Annotated in this window: 16 protein-coding genes; 9 read left to right on the top strand and 7 right to left on the bottom strand. The window is 61.1% G+C overall.

Features of this window, described 5'->3' with window-relative positions; translation table 11 throughout:
* Positions 1-71: 71 nt before the first annotated feature.
* Positions 72-674, bottom strand: a complete 603-nt coding sequence (locus tag AC1RDQ_RS14395; protein ID WP_057713460.1) for a LysE/ArgO family amino acid transporter — start codon at positions 672-674, stop codon at positions 72-74.
* A 6-nt stretch (positions 675-680) separates the two neighbouring features.
* A complete protein-coding gene (locus AC1RDQ_RS14390; protein WP_150813343.1) occupies positions 681-1082 on the bottom strand; it encodes an ACT domain-containing protein in 402 nt (133 codons plus the stop codon).
* A gap of 96 nt (positions 1083-1178) precedes the next feature.
* On the opposite strand from AC1RDQ_RS14390, the gene AC1RDQ_RS14385 reads away from it, so the two are divergent.
* The 4 genes from AC1RDQ_RS14385 to AC1RDQ_RS14370 all read left to right on the top strand — a co-directional run bounded on the left by AC1RDQ_RS14385 (position 1179) and on the right by AC1RDQ_RS14370 (position 5206).
* Positions 1179-2072, top strand: a complete 894-nt coding sequence (locus AC1RDQ_RS14385; RefSeq protein WP_057713462.1) for a LysR family transcriptional regulator ArgP — start codon at positions 1179-1181, stop codon at positions 2070-2072.
* A gap of 54 nt (positions 2073-2126) precedes the next feature.
* Positions 2127-3119, top strand: a complete 993-nt coding sequence (locus AC1RDQ_RS14380; protein ID WP_154863421.1) for an NAD-dependent epimerase/dehydratase family protein — start codon at positions 2127-2129, stop codon at positions 3117-3119.
* 116 nt (positions 3120-3235) lie between these two features.
* Positions 3236-4108: an ATPase gene (locus tag AC1RDQ_RS14375; protein WP_492587574.1), complete on the top strand. Its 873-nt coding sequence runs from the start codon at positions 3236-3238 to the stop codon at positions 4106-4108.
* Between the two features lie 249 nt (positions 4109-4357).
* Positions 4358-5206 (top strand): cache domain-containing protein, encoded by an 849-nt coding sequence (locus tag AC1RDQ_RS14370; protein WP_492587573.1) that lies wholly within the window; start codon positions 4358-4360, stop codon positions 5204-5206.
* A gap of 118 nt (positions 5207-5324) precedes the next feature.
* On the opposite strand, the gene AC1RDQ_RS14365 is transcribed toward AC1RDQ_RS14370, so the two are convergent.
* On the bottom strand, positions 5325-6842 hold the full coding sequence (locus AC1RDQ_RS14365; protein ID WP_489846328.1) for an MDR family MFS transporter: 1518 nt from the start codon (positions 6840-6842) through the stop codon (positions 5325-5327).
* A 78-nt stretch (positions 6843-6920) separates the two neighbouring features.
* Positions 6921-8114 (bottom strand): 4-hydroxybenzoate 3-monooxygenase, encoded by a 1194-nt coding sequence (gene pobA, locus AC1RDQ_RS14360; protein ID WP_057713467.1) that lies wholly within the window; start codon positions 8112-8114, stop codon positions 6921-6923.
* A gap of 181 nt (positions 8115-8295) precedes the next feature.
* Between pobA and AC1RDQ_RS14355 the strand changes: the two genes are divergently transcribed.
* The gene (locus AC1RDQ_RS14355; protein ID WP_150813337.1) at positions 8296-9192 is read left to right on the top strand and encodes a helix-turn-helix domain-containing protein; all 897 of its coding nucleotides are present in this window, start codon (positions 8296-8298) and stop codon (positions 9190-9192) included.
* 9 nt (positions 9193-9201) lie between these two features.
* Here the strand turns inward: AC1RDQ_RS14355 and AC1RDQ_RS14350 are convergent, their stop codons facing one another.
* Both AC1RDQ_RS14350 and AC1RDQ_RS14345 read right to left on the bottom strand, forming a co-directional pair.
* On the bottom strand, positions 9202-9378 hold the full coding sequence (locus AC1RDQ_RS14350; RefSeq protein ID WP_007978514.1) for a hypothetical protein: 177 nt from the start codon (positions 9376-9378) through the stop codon (positions 9202-9204).
* A gap of 202 nt (positions 9379-9580) precedes the next feature.
* Positions 9581-10486 carry a LysR family transcriptional regulator gene (locus AC1RDQ_RS14345; protein ID WP_206743389.1) on the bottom strand — a complete coding sequence of 302 codons (906 nt, stop codon included), beginning with the start codon at positions 10484-10486 and terminating at the stop codon, positions 9581-9583.
* 223 nt (positions 10487-10709) lie between these two features.
* On the opposite strand from AC1RDQ_RS14345, the gene AC1RDQ_RS14340 reads away from it, so the two are divergent.
* Positions 10710-11585, top strand: coding sequence for an MBL fold metallo-hydrolase (locus AC1RDQ_RS14340; protein ID WP_492587572.1), 876 nt, complete (start codon positions 10710-10712; stop codon positions 11583-11585).
* Between the two features lie 128 nt (positions 11586-11713).
* The gene (locus tag AC1RDQ_RS14335; protein WP_492587571.1) at positions 11714-12328 is read left to right on the top strand and encodes an NAD(P)-dependent oxidoreductase; all 615 of its coding nucleotides are present in this window, start codon (positions 11714-11716) and stop codon (positions 12326-12328) included.
* Positions 12329-12468: 140 nt separating this feature from the next.
* Here AC1RDQ_RS14335 and AC1RDQ_RS14330 read toward each other — a convergent pair whose 3' ends face one another.
* Positions 12469-13350 carry a LysR substrate-binding domain-containing protein gene (locus AC1RDQ_RS14330; protein WP_218494274.1) on the bottom strand — a complete coding sequence of 294 codons (882 nt, stop codon included), beginning with the start codon at positions 13348-13350 and terminating at the stop codon, positions 12469-12471.
* Positions 13351-13509: 159 nt separating this feature from the next.
* On the opposite strand from AC1RDQ_RS14330, the gene AC1RDQ_RS14325 reads away from it, so the two are divergent.
* Together AC1RDQ_RS14325 and AC1RDQ_RS14320 are read left to right on the top strand one after the other, a co-directional pair.
* Positions 13510-15147 carry a 5-guanidino-2-oxopentanoate decarboxylase gene (locus AC1RDQ_RS14325; RefSeq protein ID WP_492587570.1) on the top strand — a complete coding sequence of 546 codons (1638 nt, stop codon included), beginning with the start codon at positions 13510-13512 and terminating at the stop codon, positions 15145-15147.
* A complete protein-coding gene (locus tag AC1RDQ_RS14320; RefSeq protein ID WP_492587569.1) occupies positions 15144-16592 on the top strand; it encodes an aldehyde dehydrogenase family protein in 1449 nt (482 codons plus the stop codon). The genes AC1RDQ_RS14325 and AC1RDQ_RS14320 overlap by 4 nt, the downstream gene beginning before the upstream one ends.
* The last annotated feature ends 44 nt before the right edge of the window (positions 16593-16636 follow it).

The following is a 16636-nucleotide window of genomic DNA, read 5'->3' as shown; positions in this document are numbered from 1 at the left end:
GGGAGTCGGATCATAGCACCGGGGGGGCGGCATAACCACGCAACAACTGTGTGGAATAGAGGTTCCGCCAATCAGATGGCCGCGATCAGCTGCAGCGCTACGGCAAACATCATCACCGCCACCAACAGATCGAGAATTCGCCAGGTGCCGGGCCGGGCGAGCCACGGTGCCAGCCACGCCGCACCGAGGGCCAGGGTGAAGAACCACAGCAGCGAGGCACTGGCCGCGCCGACGACATAAGCGCCGGGCTCGGTTTGTTGGGCGCCCAGGGAGCCGATCAGCAAAACGGTGTCCAGATAGACGTGCGGGTTGAGCAAGGTCACCGCCAGCGCGCTGAGCATCACCGCCCGCAGCGAACGTACGGTCTGGCCTTCGCCCTGCTCAAGGCTCTGCTTCGAGAAGGCCCGGCGCAGCGCCTGGCTGCCGTACCACAACAGGAACGCTGCGCCGCCCCAGCGTGCGATGGCCAACAGCGTCGGGTTCTGCGCCAGCACCGTCGCCAGGCCGAATACCCCGGCGGCTACCAGCAGGGCATCGCAGGTCACGCAGAGTGCCGCCACCGGCAGGTGATGTTCACGCCGCAGGCTTTGCGCCAGGACAAACGCATTCTGGGTGCCGATCGCCATGATCAGGCCGAAGGCCACGAGCAGCCCGTTCACATAACTTTGCCACATGATTTTTTACTCCGCGTTGGCTGCCAGATCCCGCAGCACTTGCAGGGCACGGTCGGCGTCGGCCTGGCCGACGAACAAATGGTCGTGGTAGTAGCCGGCAATCACGTTGCAGCTGATTCCGGCCTTGCCCAATGCCGTGGCGAACGCGGCGGTCAGGCCGACGGCTTCGAGGGCCGAATGTACGTTCAAGGTGATCCAGGCGGCGATGTAGTCGAAGCTGAATCCGGCTGTTTCGGCGTGGGAACGCTCGAGAATCACGGTCAGGCCTTCCTGCTCGCGGAAGCTGCCGACAATCTCCAGATCCGTAGGCAATTTACCGTCGCGCAGGGTGCAGAACACGTATTCGCCTGCGTTGAGTTGCGGGCTCATGCTGCGCAGCAGCGTTGCCAATGAAGTTTCGCCAGCCATGTGGGTGATCCTTGTTCAAGAGTTCTTGCTGGTCATTGTCCTTGTGAAGGTTGTATAAGAAAAACCAATCTTGCTGATCGCTCATTAGGAAAACTGATGTTCGACTATAAATTGCTTTCTGCCCTGGCCGCCGTGGTCGAACAGGCCGGTTTTGAACGGGCGGCCCAGGTACTGGGCTTGTCGCAATCGGCGATTTCCCAGCGTATCAAGCTGCTGGAAGCGCGGGTTGGTCAGCCGGTGCTGGTGCGGGCCACGCCGCCAACGCCGACGGAAATCGGTCGACGGCTGCTCAACCACGTGCAGCAGGTGCGATTGCTTGAACGGGATTTGCAAAGCCTGGTGCCGGCGCTGGATGAAGAGGGCCTGCCGGAACGCCTGCGGATCGCCCTGAACGCCGACAGCCTGGCCACTTGGTGGGCGCAGGCCGTGGGGGCGTTTTGCGCCGAACAGCATCTGCTGATGGATCTGGTGGTCGAAGACCAGACCGTCGGTCTCAAGCGCATGCGCGCCGGTGAAGTGGCGGCTTGTGTCTGCGCCAGCGAGCGACCGGTGGCGGGGGCGCGCAGTGTGTTGCTGGGGGCCATGCGTTACCGTGCGCTGGCCAGCCCCGCCTTTATTGCCCGGCATTTTCCGCAGGGCGTACGCGCCGATCAGTTGGCCCGAACCCCGGCGCTGGTATTTGGCCCGGACGATTTCCTGCAGCATCGCTACCTTGCGTCCCTCGGCGTCGAGGGGGGATTCGAACACCATTTGTGCCCGTCCTCCGAAGGTTTTATCCGCTTGGCGGAAGCCGGTCTGGGCTGGGGGCTGGTTCCGGAACTGCAGGTGCGCGAGCAACTGCAACGGGGTGTATTGCAGGAGCTGCTGCCAGATAAGCCGATCGATGTGCCGCTGTACTGGCATCATTGGCGTAATGGCGGCCAGTTGCTGGGGCTGCTCACCGATCAATTGGTCAGCGCATCGAAGCAATGGCTGGTGCCCTTGGACTGACGCGCAGCGTCAAGACCTCACGTAATACGCAAAACGAAATATTCGGAGCAATTCATGAAGATTCTGGTTACCGGCGCAAGCGGCTTCATCGGCGGGCGCTTTGCGCGTTTTGCCCTGGAGCAGGGCCTGGACGTGCGGGTCAACGGTCGCCGGGCCGAGAGCGTGGAGCATCTGGTACGCCGGGGAGCCGAGTTCATCCAGGGTGACTTGAGCGACCCGGAACTGGCGCGCGAGCTGTGCTCGGACGTCGAGGCCGTGGTGCATTGCGCCGGTGCTGTTGGATTATGGGGACGTTATCAGGACTTCCATCAGGGCAACGTCCAGGTCACCGAGAACGTGGTCGAAGCCTGCTTGAAGCAACGGGTTCGGCGGCTGGTGCATTTATCGTCGCCGTCGATCTACTTCGATGGTCGCGATCATCTGGGCCTGACCGAAGAACAGGTGCCCAAGCGCTTCAAACACCCTTTCGCCGCCACCAAGTACCTGGCCGAGCAAAAAGTCTTCGGTGCCCAGGAGTTCGGTCTCGAAACCCTGGCCCTGCGCCCGCGTTTCGTCACCGGGGCCGGCGACATGAGCATCTTCCCGCGCCTGTTGAACATGCAGCGCAAGGGGCGCCTGGCAATCATCGGCAATGGTCTGAACAAAGTTGATTTCACCAGCGTGCAAAACCTCAATGAGGCGTTGCTCAGCAGTTTGCTGGCCAGCGGCTCTGCGCTGGGCAAGGCTTACAACATCAGCAACGGCACGCCGATTCCCCTGTGGGATGTGGTCAATTACGTCATGCGCAACATGGAAGTCCCACAGGTCACCCGCTACCGTTCCTACGGCCTGGCCTACAGTGTGGCGGCGCTCAACGAGGGCGTGTGCAAGTTGTGGCCGGGGCGTCCCGAACCGACGCTGTCGCGTCTGGGCATGCAGGTCATGAACAAAAATTTCACCCTGGACATCAGCCGCGCGCGGCATTATCTGGATTACGATCCCAAGGTCAGCCTCTGGACGGCGCTCGATGAATTCTGTGGCTGGTGGAAGGCCCAGGCTGTTCGCTGACGCTCGAACAACGACCCCCGACTGAACCGGATTCGGGCTTGGGGGTCAATGGTTGCGGCTGTGGGGTTTATACTGCGCGGCATAAAGCCATTATGTGATTCACTAAGGTTGATTCAATGTCCATGCGAAACGATGCCAACGACGACTTCGATGATGTACCGAGCCTGCGTGCAGACGTTCTCGATGACGACTTTGCGCCCACCGCCCGCACGGTCGTGCATTCGCGCACGACGCCGGTGGTGAAGGTCAAGGCGGCGAGTACCGGTGCCTTGTGGGCGTTGGTCGGGGCGTTGTTCTTTGCGTTCGCGGGCCTGGCTTGGTGGAGCTTTCAGCAGATCTCCCTGATGGAGCAGCAACTGGTGGCGACCCAGGAAAGCTTCGCGCGAATCAGTGAGGAAGCGGCAGGGCGCCTGCAGGATATTTCCGGAAAGGTTGTTGCCGGCCAGACCAGTGTCACTACCGACAGCGAGGCCTTGAAGCTGCAAATCCGCCAGCTGGAAAGCAAGCTCCAGGACCAGAACGCCCAGCAGCAAGGTGTTGCCGGCCAGGCCTCGGACCTGGACAAGCGACTGGCACAAATGACCGCGCAAACCACCGAACTGGATAAGCGCCTGGCGCAATTGAATACCCAGAACACCGAACATCAGACGGCCAATACCCAGTTGCAGACCCAGGTCAAAGCATTGAGTGCTGAATTGGCCACCCTGAAAAGTGCCCCGTCGGACGCTGAAAAACTCGATGCACAACTGAAGAGCCTGGGCGCCGATATCACAGCGCTGAAGAAACAAGGCAACCCAAGCGCTGCTATCGAGCGTCTCGAGCAAGACATGATCGTGCTCAAGAGCGAGCAGGACAACCGTCCAGCGGTCACGCAGGGCTCGACCAATACCGCCGAGTTCGATGCGTTCCGCAGCCAGGTCACCCGCAACATCAATACCCTTCAGGCGCAGATCCAGAACCTTCAGCAGCAACTGCGCGCCCGGCAGTAATCCGAACACTTGTGGCGAGGGGGCTTGTTGTGGCGAGGGGGCTTGCCCCCGTTAGGTGGCGAAGCCGCCCCAAATCCATTCGCCGCGGTTTACCAGATCAACCGCGGTGCCTGATTTACGACTGCTGCGCAGCCGAACGGGGGCAAGCCCCCTCGCCACAAAAGCCTATGACCCTGTTCTGGCGAATATTCGTACATATCCCATTGCCGTCTACGCTCTTGAAACACCATCAGGAACGAGGGATGCGCAATGGGGTTTCTGCATAGGTTTACCTTGCTGTGCGGCATGTTTTTGTTGTGCCTGGGCCAGGCGCAAGCCGCCGGGACGGAAAAGGACGACAGCAAGGCGGCCATTGCCCTACTGGAAAAAGCCCTGGCCTACTACCACCAGAATGGCGACAAGGCCTTCGCGGCGTTCAGCCGCCAGGGTGAGTTTGTCGACAAGGACCGTTATGTCTTTGTGCTCGACACCAAGGGCGTGATGCTTGCCAGCGGCGGGCCGTCGTCGGCGTTGATCGGCCGGGACGTCTCGCAAGTGCTCGGGCCGGACCTGCAGAAAGCCTTCAAGGACGCCCTGAAAGTGCCGGAAGGCAATGGCATCCAGCAGGCGGAATATCGCTGGCAGAACTGGAATGACGGCAAGGTCGAGCGCAAGCATGTCTACTACCAGCGCGTTGGGCAGCGGATTCTGGCGGTCGGTTATTACCTGCCACGGGCCTCCGCCGAACAGGCCATGGCCTTGCTGAACAAAGCGGCAACCGATCTGGCCAAGGACGAAAAGGGCACCCTGACGGCGATCAATTCCCTCAAGGGCGGCTACCTGCAGGATGATCTGTATGTGTTTGTCGTCGACCTGGATACCCAGCGTTACGTGGCCCACGGCACCAACCTGCGGCTGATCAATACCGACTTCAGCAAGATCGTGGACCCGGAAGGCAAACCGGTGGGCGAGCCGATTCTGGCGTTGATGGCCCAGCAGGATTACGGCGAATACGAATACCGCTGGAAAAACCCGGTGACCGGCAAGGTCGAGAACAAGCATGCCTACCTGAAGAAGGTCGGACATTTTCTGGTGGCTGTCGGGTATTACAGCCCTTGATAGCCTTCGCGATGTAGGAGCGAGCTTGCTCGCGAAGGTCGTAAACGATAACGCGTAAAACCAGATGCCCAGCGGCGCCCTTGGATTTTTTCGCGAGCAAGCTCGCTCCTGCAGATATCTAGCGAACCTTGTCCTCGCGCCCGCGCAACAACATGTTCGGCATGGCAATCGCCGCCGCCAGCCCAAGCAATGAAACGGCCGCGCTGACCGTCAGCAAATGCCGGAACGTCAGTAACAATTCGGCACGCAGGGTGTTCTGCGCGTCACCCGGCGCGGCATTCAAACCGTCCAGCAACACATTCCCCGAGCTGCCTTCGGCAATCAGCGACGAACCGGCCAGGTGCGCGAAACTCGAATCCTGCAACAACGCCAACAGCAGCGCCGACATCAATGCCACACCCACGGCACCACCCAGCGAACGGAACAGGTTGGTGGTGCTGGTGGCTACACCGATGTCCCGCTGGTCCACCGAGTTCTGCGTGCCGACCAATGACGTCGGGAACTGCATGCCCGAGGATATCCCGCAGAGCAGCATGAATAGACTGCTCACGACGAACGCCTGCGGCGGGCTGAACGCCATGCCGATAATCGAGACAGGCATCAGCGCCGCACCGGTAAGGATCATCGGTTTGTAGCGCCCGGTGACCGAGGTGCGGCGGCCTGCGAAATACGCGCCAATCGGCAAACCCATGGCCAAGGGCAGCAGGTGCAGGGCGGCGCTGTCGGCACCGGCGCCGGTGACGCTCTGAAAGCGCAGCGGCATCAATACAATCAGCGAGATGGCCTGGAAACTGGTGAAGAAAATCGTGCACCAGCACAGGATCGCATTGCGGTTGGCGAACAGATGCATGGGCAACAACGGTTCTCGCGCCCGTCGCTCGTGGACGACGAACAGCCCCAGCACCAGTACCGCACAAGCGAGCAGCGCCAGCACCTCGGCACTGCGCCACGAATGGCCCTGGCCGACCTGGGTGATGCCCAGCAACAATGCTGTCAGCCCGATGATCATCAGCACGGTGCCCAGGTAGTCGATGATCGGTTTGCGTTGCGGAATCGGCAGGCCCACCAGCGTGCGATAGGCGACCAGCCAGGCGCCCAGGCCCAGTGGCAGGTTGATCAGGAACACCCAGCGCCAGGACAGGTATTCGGTCATGTAACCGCCGAGCACCGGGCCGGCCACGCTGGCCACGGCATACATGCTGCTGAAATAGCCCTGATACCGGCCGCGCTCCCGTGGCGGCACGATGTCACCGATGATCGCCTGGCTCACCGAAATCATTCCGCCGGCCCCGATGCCCTGGAGGATCCGCGCCAGCACCAGTTGCTCCATGCTCTGGGCCATGCCGCAGAACACCGACGCCAAGGTGAACAGGCCCATGCCGAACAGCATCAGCTTGCGCCGCCCGTACAGGTCACCCAGTTTGCCGTAGATCGGCACCGCCACGGTCATGGCCACCATGTAGCCGGAAATCACCCAGGCCAGCAGGCTGACGTCCTTGAATTGCGCGGAAATGGCCGGCATCGAAACGGCGACGATGGTCTGGTCCAACGCACCGAGAAAAATCGCCAGCATCAGGGCGATCAGCACGCTGCGAATGGCCGGTTTGGGCGTTTCAGGCTGGTGGAGATTGGTCACGGGAAAACCTGCGGGCAGTGATTGACCCGCAAGAGGCAAGGCGAGCGGGGATGCTCGCCAGTGTAAGTCGATAGGAAGCTATTCGATAGCCTCATAAGGAAGCCCGACGTAGTTTTCTGCAATGGTTTTGCGACCCGCCTGCGAATCGACAAAATAGTCCAGTTCCGACTCGGCAATGCGTTGGCTAAAGGCATCGTGATCATCAAAGCGGTGCAGCATCGAGGTCATCCACCAGGAAAAACGCTCGGCTTTCCACACCCGGCGCAGGCAGATTTCCGAGTATTTCTCCAGCAGATCAAGGCGATCGTCGCGGTAAACCTTGACCAGGATGTTGAACAGCGTGCTGACGTCACTGGCCGCCAGGTTCAGGCCCTTGGCCCCGGTGGGCGGGACAATGTGCGCGGCATCACCGACGAGGAACATCCGCCCGTACTGCATGGGTTCGACGACGAAGCTGCGCAGCGGCGCGATGCTTTTCTCGATGGACGGGCCGGTTACCAGTTTTTGCGCAAGATCGACCGGCAGGCGGTTTTTGAGTTCGTCCCAGAAGCGTTGATCGGACCAATCCTCGACATTTTCCTCTGCGGGCACTTGCAGGTAGTAACGGGTGCGCGTCGGCGAGCGCATGCTGCACAAGGCGAAACCGCGCTCATGGCGCGCGTAGACCAGTTCTTCGTGGACCGGCGGCGTGTCGGCCAGGATCCCGAGCCAGCCGAAGGGATAGATCCGTTCGAAGACTTTCAGGCTGTCGGCGGGAATCGATTGTCGCGCCACACCGTGGAAGCCGTCGCAACCGGCGATGTAGTCGCAGTCAAGTCGATACGGCTCGCCGTCCTTCTCAAAAGTGACAAACGCTTCATCGGTTTTCATGCCGTGGGGAACGACGTTGCTGGCCTGGTAAATCGTCTGCGCGCCCACCTCCCGACGAGCGGCCATCAGGTCACGGGTGACCTCGGTCTGGCCGTAGATCATCACCGTCTTGCCGCCGGTCAATGCTTGCAGATCGATGTGTACCTGGCGCCCGTCGAGGGCCAGTTCGAAGCCACCATGGACCAGTCCCTCGGCGTCCATGCGCTGACTCACGCCGGCCTGACGCAACAGCTCTACCATGCCTTGTTCAAGCACGCCGGCGCGGATTCGGCCGAGTACATAATCGGGGGTTTGACGTTCGAGAACGATGTTGTCGATGCCGGCGTTGTGCAGCAATTGGCCGAGCAGCAAGCCTGAGGGGCCAGCACCGATAATGGCAACTTGGGTTTTCAGTGTTTTCATTGTTCTTATGACTCGCAAGCTCCACACGACCTGGGCCGGTGAATGATTTTTATGGATCGAGTGCTTGCATTTTTCCCTTGCGAGTCTGTCAATTGAAGGTGAAAACTGAGCCGATAGCTGTACATTCTGCCAATCGGTGCGATTATCGCCCGAGATCAACCCCGAGGCCTGGATTGAAGTGATGAACAAGCCTGACCTGCCTTCGATTCCGGTGTTCAAGCTCTACGGTGAAAGCCTGGATTGGCCGACCCCGGACTTGCTGCACTGTGAAACCATTTCCAAACGCAGTCGCGAACATCATTGGGAAATCAAACCTCACCGCCACGCTGACTTGTGCCAGTTGCTCTTCGTATTCAAAGGTCAGGCCGAGCTTGAAATCGAAGGCAAGCGAACGCAACTGGTGGAGCCGGCAATTCAGATCCTGCCACCGCTGTCGGTGCACGGCTTTCGTTTTTCCGAGGACGTGGAAGGGTTTGTCGTAACCCTGGCCGCGCCGCTGATCGCCCACCTGCAGATGCAGTTGGGGCAATCGGTCAATGCCTTGGCCCAGTCCGAAAGCTACCCGGCAGGCAAGGACGCCGAGTACCTCAACAGCCTGTTCAGCGCCTTGCAGAACGAATACACCAGCCATCAACCGGCGCGGGAAATGCTCATGCATTCGCTGGTCAGCGTGATTGTGGTGTGGATCAGCCGCCAGGTGATCCAGCGTCGCACCGCCATGGCGCGACCGCAGCGGGCCCGGGAATATCTCAACGGCTTTATTCAACTGGTGGAAGAGACGTATCGCCAGCACGTCAAGGTCGAGGATCTGGCACACCGGCTGGGAATTTCCGTGTCCCACCTCAACGGCACCTGCCGTGAGCTGGCGGGGCAACCGGCGTTGCAGATCGTGCACGAACGGCAATTGCTGGAGGCCAAGCGTTTGCTGACCTACACCAGCATGACCATTTATGAAATGTCCGACGTGTTGGGTTTTTCCGATCCGACCAACTTCACGCGCCTGTTCCGGCGTCGTGTGGGGATTTCGCCCAAAGCGTTTCGCGACCGCTTGAAGGCCGATCAGGACAACGAAGCCTGACCCCCTTCGTTACCGGAGGGCGTTGAGGGTGGCGTTGTGGGGGATGCAGCGCTCGAAGTTGCAGCTCGCGGCTTCACGGGGCAGGTTGCGCAGTTGCTCGACGCGCCAGGCCGCAGCGCCATAAAGCCCGAGCGTGACCGCACAGGTGATGAAAATCGCGAGGTATCTTCTTGTTCTGATGTTCATGGCGTTGACCTCTGAACGAATACCTTTCGGTATTACTTTGAGCATAGGTCAGCGCCGGTGAGTTACCAGCAATAGCGCGGTATTCAGAACACTGATCACCCCTGTGGGAGCGAGCTTGCTCGCGATAGCGGTGGATCAGTCGATATCATGGGTGAATGTTCGGCAGCCATCGCGAGCAAGCTCGCTCCCACAGGGCTTCCATTTACAACCCGATGTCCCATTCCGGTTCTTGCGGAAACCTCACCACCAGAAAATCCAGCAAGCTGCGCAACGCCGCCGGCATGTGCTTGCGCGAGGCATACACCGCATACACGTTCATTTGCCGGGGTTCGGCCGTCGGCAGCAGGCGAATCAACTCGCCGCTGTGGATGTGCACGCCGGCCTGGTAGGTGGGCAGCATCGCTACCCCGGCGCCGGCTATCGTTGCGCGCAGCAGTGTGCTGGCCTCGTTGGCGCTGATGTTGCCTTGCACCGGTACTGAAACCTGCTCGCCGTCCTGTTCGAAATGCCACAGGCTTTTGCCGAAGTAGGAGTGGGTCAGGCAATTGTGCAGGCTCAAGTCCTCGACCCGTTGCGGCGCCGGGTGCTCGCGCAAGTAAGCGGGGGACGCGCAGATCACCGAGCGGCAAACCGTCAGGCGGCGGGCGATCAGGTTCGGGTCCAGGTCGTTGCTGGTGCGGATCGCCAGGTCGATGCGCTCATCCACCAGGTTCACGGTGCGGTCGAGCATCTGCATGTCGATGCTGACACCGGGGTAGCGTCGGACATAGGCGGCCATGGCGTCGGCCAATTGCGCCTGGCCGAAGGAGGTGCTGACGCTGATTCGCAGCAGGCCGCGGGGTGCGTCATCCGGTTCGCTGACGGCAGCTTGCATGTCGGTGGATAAATCGAGCATCTGCCGACAGCGGGGCAGGATCTCGGTGCCGGCGGCGGTGAGGCTCAACTTGCGTGTGGTGCGATGCATCAGGCGCGCGCCGACCCAGTCTTCCAGCTCCGCCAGATACCGCGACACCACCGGCCGTGACAGCTCCAGATGATCGGCGGCGGCCGACTGGCTGCCGAGGTCGACCACCGTGACGAACACACGCATTGCTTGAAGACGATCCATGATTTGCCCGCTTTCAGAAACAAACTATGTTCAAGCATCGCATTTTTTGTACCGAGTCAGGCAACTAAGCTCTGTTCCTCTGTGTAGGAGCGAGCTTGCTCGCGATGGTCGTTAACGATAACGCGGGATACCGGTTATACGCGGCGCCTTCAAGTCCATCGCGAGCAGGCTCGCTCCTACAAAAGGCATCGCCAAACATGGCATCGGGATCACGGAGCAACAGATGATCGGTTTCACCTCACTTAAGCGAGTTTTGCTGGCCACCACCTTCGGTTTTGCCGCCCACGCCAGCGCCTCGACCCTGACGCTGGATGTCTACAACCCCGGCGAAAAAGCCATCTTCCCGGTGACCTCGGTGCTGGTCAGTGGCGAGAAAGAAGCGATCCTGGTGGATGCGCAATTCGGCAAATCCCAAGCCGAACAGGTAGTGGAAAAAATCCGTGCCAGCGGCAAGCAGTTGACCACCATCTACATCAGTCACGGTGACCCGGACTACTACTTCGGCCTCGATACCCTGACGGCCGCATTCCCCAAGGCCAAGGTCCTCGCCTCGCAGCCGACCGTCGACCACATCAAGCAAACCGTCGAGGGCAAACTGGCATTCTGGGGCCCGAAAATGGGGGCCGACGTGCCTGTAAAAACCATCGTGCCGGACGTGCTCAAGGGTGACAGCCTGATCCTCGAAGGGCAGAAGTTGCAGGTGGTGGGTCTTGAGGGCCCGCAGCCGGATCGCAGCTTTGTGTGGATTCCATCGATCAAGGCCGTGGTTGGTGGTGTCGTGGTGGCGCAAAACATCCACGTCTGGATGGCTGACACGCAAACTCCGCAGTCCCATGCCGATTGGCTGACTACGCTGCATGCCATTGAAACCCTGAAACCGCAGACCGTGGTGCCGGGTCATTACCTTGGCGAGAGCGATCGCTCACTGACGGCCGTGCAGTTCACCGCCGCCTACATCAAGGCCTTCGACGAAGAAACCGCCAAGGCCAAGGATGCTGCCGCGCTGATCGCCTCGATGAAAAAACGCTTCCCGACCCTGGGCGATGAAAGCTCCCTGGAGCTGAGTGCCAAGGTCGCCAAGGGCGAGATGAAGTGGTAACCGGAAGCACATGAAGCTGAAGCAAGTTTTGAGATGAAATTGATTACCTGTGGCGAGGGGGCAAGCCCCCTCGCCACAAAGGTCAGCGCAATTTGATACCGATACTTTCAAGCCAACTGGAGAACGTCATGAGCAAAATCGCAATCATCGGTGCCACCGGTCGTGCCGGTAGCCAAGTGCTGGAAGAAGCCCTGCGGCGCGGCCACAGCGTTACTGCCATTGCCCGCGACACATCGAAAATAGACGTGCGTGAAGGTGTGGTCAGCAAGGAAGTCGATGCCCTTGATGCCGCTGCGTTGCAAGCTGCGATTGCGGGCCATGACGTAGTCATCAGCGCCGCACATTTCGCGACCCTGCCTGCCAGTGCAGTCGTTGGCCCGGTGAAAAAAGCCGGGGTTAAACGTTTGCTGGTAGTGGGCGGGGCGGGTTCGCTGCTATTGCCCGATGGCGCTCGAGTGATCGATAGCGAAGGTTTCCCTGAGGCTTACAAGGCAGAGGCCAGCGCCGGTGCCGAATTCCTCGCAAACTTGCGTCAAGAGCGGGATCTGGACTGGACCTTTCTGTCGCCATCGGCCGAATTTGTCGAGGGCGAGCGCACCGGGAAATTCCGCATCGGCCAGGATGATTTGCTGGTGAGCAGCGAAGGGCGCAGCTGGATCACGTTTGCCGATTATGCGATCGCGATGCTCGATGAAGTGGAAGCCCCGAAGCATTCGCGGCAGCGGTTTACCGTCGGTTCTTGAGGTCACTGACTTCCTGTAGGAGCGAGCTCGCTCGCGATGATCGCCAACGATAACGCTGGGAACCTGATACCCCGTTGCGTTCTCAGGTTCATCGCGAGCAAGCTCGCTCCCACAGGGTGGTGCACCAGGATTTTGCGGTTTTACCGCGATTGCGCTTGCTCCACCAACCACCCCATCAGTTCACGCAACTTCGGCGAAGGCCCGGGTTTTTCCGGGAACACCAGGTAATAGGCCAGTCCCGTTGTCACTTTCAAATCGAATGGCATGACCAGCCGCCCGGCGTTCAGGTCATCGCCGATCAGCGACCAGTCGCCAATCGCCACACCCGTTCCCTGGGACGCCATCGACATCGCCAGGTCCAGTGTTTCGAAGTGCTGGCCCTTGCCGACATTGGTCAAATGCACATCCGCGGCTTTCAACCAGGCTTTCCAGTCCCGTTCATCGCGGGTCGGATGCAGCAACAGGTGTTGTTGCAGATCGGCCGGATTTTGCAGGGGCATGGGGCCTTCGAGCATCGGTCTGGAACACACCGGCGTGAGTTGTTCATCGAAGAGTTTTTGTGACATCAATGAATCGTCCGGCGGTGAGCCGTACATCACCGCCGCATCGAACTGCTCGCGATGAAAATCCACCCCGTGCTTGACCGTGGTGGTCAGTTCCACCGGCACGTCCGGGCGTTCCCTTTGCCATTGCAACAGACGCGGCAGCAACCAGCGCATCACGCAGGTCGGTGCCTTGAGTTGCAGGGTTTCACGCTTCTCGCCGATCTGTTCAACGGCCTCGTCGATCAGGCCGAAAATCTGCTGGACCCGTGGCAGCCATTCCCGTCCCTCGGCTGTCAGGTCCAGGCCTCGGGCCAGGCGGATGAACAGTTCATAACCCAGATGATCTTCCAGCCCGGCGATCTGCCGACTCACCGCGCCCTGGGTGATGTGCAGCTGTTCGGCGGCCCGGGTGAAATTGCAGCACTGCGCGGTAATCAGAAAAGTGTGCAGCGCCGGCAGGGGAGGCAGTCGTTTCATTGGGATCCAAGGTATGACGTGAGGACATGGCTAGTATGACTTTTTATCCATTGTTGCGGCTACCTGTCGCCCGTTCCAATGAGGCCATTCCCGGGCCTGCGAATCCATCATAAACACAGCGCACGCCCGGCGTCTCAAACGAACAAAAAGGGCAAAGACATGGCGACGTGCGGCGAAGTATTGGTCAAGTTACTCGAAAACTACGGGGTCGAGCAGGTGTTCGGCATTCCAGGGGTGCATACCGTGGAGCTGTATCGCGGGCTGGCCCGTTCGAGCATCAACCACGTCACGCCGCGCCATGAACAGGGCGCCGGCTTCATGGCCGACGGCTACGCCCGTACCAGCGGCAAACCGGGTGTGTGCTTCATCATCACCGGCCCTGGCATGACCAACATCACCACCGCCATGGGCCAGGCCTACGCCGATTCGATCCCGATGCTGGTGATCTCCAGCGTGCAATCGCGCAGCCAGTTGGGCGGCGGTCGCGGCAAGCTGCATGAACTGCCGAACCAGGGCGCACTGTGTGCCGGTGTCGCGGCGTTCTCCCACACCCTGATGTCGGCGTCGGAATTGCCGGGTGTGCTGGCTCGCGCCTTTGCACTGTTCCAGGCTGGCCGTCCGCGTCCGGTGCACATTGAAATTCCGCTGGATGTTCTGGTTGAAGAAGCCGACGACTTGCTCGCCAGTCTGCCGGTCAATATCGACCGCGCCGGTGCTTCGCCGAGCGCCGTGTCGCGCATGGCCGAATTGCTGGCCGGCGCCAAGCGTCCGCTGATTCTCGCCGGTGGCGGCGCCATCGACGCGGCCGTCGAGCTGACTGAGCTGGCTGAACTGCTGGACGCGCCGGTCGCCCTGACCATCAATGCCAAGGGCATGCTCGCCTCCGGCCACCCGCTGCTGATCGGCTCGACTCAGAGCCTGGTCGCCACCCGAGCGCTGGTCGCCGAGGCCGACGTGGTACTGGCCATCGGCACTGAACTGGCCGAGACCGACTACGACGTGACCTTCGCCGGTGGCTTCGAAATTCCTGGCAAGTTGCTGCGCGTCGATATCGACACGGACCAGACCGTGCGCAACTACCCGCCGCACGTGGCGCTGGTGGCCGACTCGCGCAACGCCGCCCAGGCTTTGCTCAGTGCCCTGTCGCACAAATCCCTGGCCGAGCGTCGCAACGATTGGGGACAAGTACGTGCCGCCCGTCTGCGTGAAGACCTGGCCGCAACCTGGGACGCACCGACCCTGGCCCAGACCCGCTTCCTCGAAACCGTGCTGCAGGAACTGCCGGACGCGGTGTTCGTCGGCGATTCGACCCAGCCGGTGTACACCGGCAACCTGACGTTCAACCCGGAGCGTCCGCGTCGCTGGTTCAACTCGTCCACCGGTTACGGCACCCTCGGCTACGCCTTGCCGGCGGCGATTGGCGCCTGGCTGGGTGGCCGCGTCGAAGGTGGCGCGCGTCCTCCAGTGGTGTGCCTGATCGGCGACGGTGGCCTGCAGTTCACCTTGCCGGAACTGGCCAGTGCCGTTGAAGCGCGCACCCCGGTCATCGTGCTGCTGTGGAATAACCAGGGCTACGAAGAGATCAAGAAATACATGGTCAACCGCGCCATCGAGCCGGTGGGCGTGGATATCTACACCCCGGACTTCATCGGTGTGGCCAAGGCATTGGGTTGCGCCGCCGAAGCGGTCAGCAGTGTCGAGCAATTGCGCGGCGCATTGCGGGTGGCTACCGATCGCCAGGGCCCGACCCTGATTGAAATCGACCAGACCCAGTGGATGCAGGCGGTGTCGAAATGAGCTTCCCGACGACTCTGGATGGCCTGTACATCAACGGCCAATGGTCGGCCGGCAACGAACACCTGCGGGTGATCAACCCGGCGACCGAAGCCCTGTTGACCACCGTCAATGGCGGCGACGAACGCGCGGTTGATCAAGCCGTGAACGCAGCGACCCAGGCGTTCGCCGACTGGTCGAAAACCACGGGCGCCGAACGCGGTGCGATCCTGCGCAAAATCGCCACGGGCGTGCAGGCCAGCCGTGAAAAACTGATGCACTTGCAGTCGAGCAACAACGGCAAACCGCAGTTCGAAGCCGCGATCGACGTCGATGACGTGATCGCCACGTTCGAGTATTACGCCGGTCTGGCCGAAGGCCTGGATGCCAAACAAGACAGCGCGGTAGAGCTGCCGACCGACGACTTCAGCGCTCGCCTGCGCCGCGAGCCGTGCGGTGTGGTCGGCCTGATCGTGCCGTGGAATTTCCCGATGGTCACCACCGCGTGGAAACTCGCCCCGGCCCTGGCCGCCGGTTGCTGCGTGGTGCTCAAGCCTTCGGAAGTGACGCCGCTGCCGGAACTGGAACTGGCCGCGATCATCGCTCAAGCCGGTGTGCCGGCGGGTGTCTTTAACCTGGTGTGCGGCACCGGCCTTGCCGTTGGCGCTCCGCTGTCGGCAGACCCGCGCATCGCCAAGGTGTCGTTCACCGGCAGCAATGCCGTTGGCGTGCAGGTCATGCAACGGGCGGCGGAAACCGTCAAAGGCGTGAGCCTGGAGCTGGGCGGCAAATCTTCGCTGTTGGTGCTGGCCGATGCCGATCTCGAACTGGCGGTGGAAGTGGCCTGTGGCGGTGGTTTCTTCAACGCCGGGCAGATGTGCTCTGCCACCAGCCGCGTGCTGGTCGCCGATGAACTGGCCGATGAATTCCTGAGCCGAGTGAAGGCCCGTGCCGAAGCCATTCGCGTGGCCGACCCGTTCGACCCGAACGTGGAAATGGGCGCGCTGGTCAATCAGGCGCAATACCAGCGCGTGCTCGGTCACATCGATCGCGGTTTGAGTGCCGGTGCCAAGCTGGTTTGCGGTGGCAATCGCCCGGCCGACCTGCCGCGCGGGTATTTTTTGCAGCCGACGGTGTTCACCGAAGTGCCCCTCGACAGTGCGTTGTGGAATGAAGAGATTTTCGGCCCGGTGATCTGCGTGCGCCGTTTCGCCTCCGAGGCCGAAGCGATTGCCCTGGCCAACGACAGCCAGTTCGGCCTGGTCGCCAGTGTGGTGACGCGCAATGCACAGACCGCTGACCGCGTTGCCAATGCTTTGCAGGCGGGGCTTGTGTGGATCAACGCGCCGCAGGTGATCTTCCCGCAGACCGCCTGGGGCGGCTACAAGCAGAGCAGCATCGGCCGCGAATTGGGGCCATGGGGCTTGCAGGCTTTCCAGGAAATCAAACACGTGATCCGGGCCGTCTGACGCCTGGCACTGTGTAGGAGCGAGCTTGCTCGCGATGGACGCAT

The sequence above is a fragment of the Pseudomonas sp. GW823-FHT02E01 genome, assembly GCF_058797535.1.
This window is presented reverse-complemented; position numbering and strand designations above follow the sequence as displayed.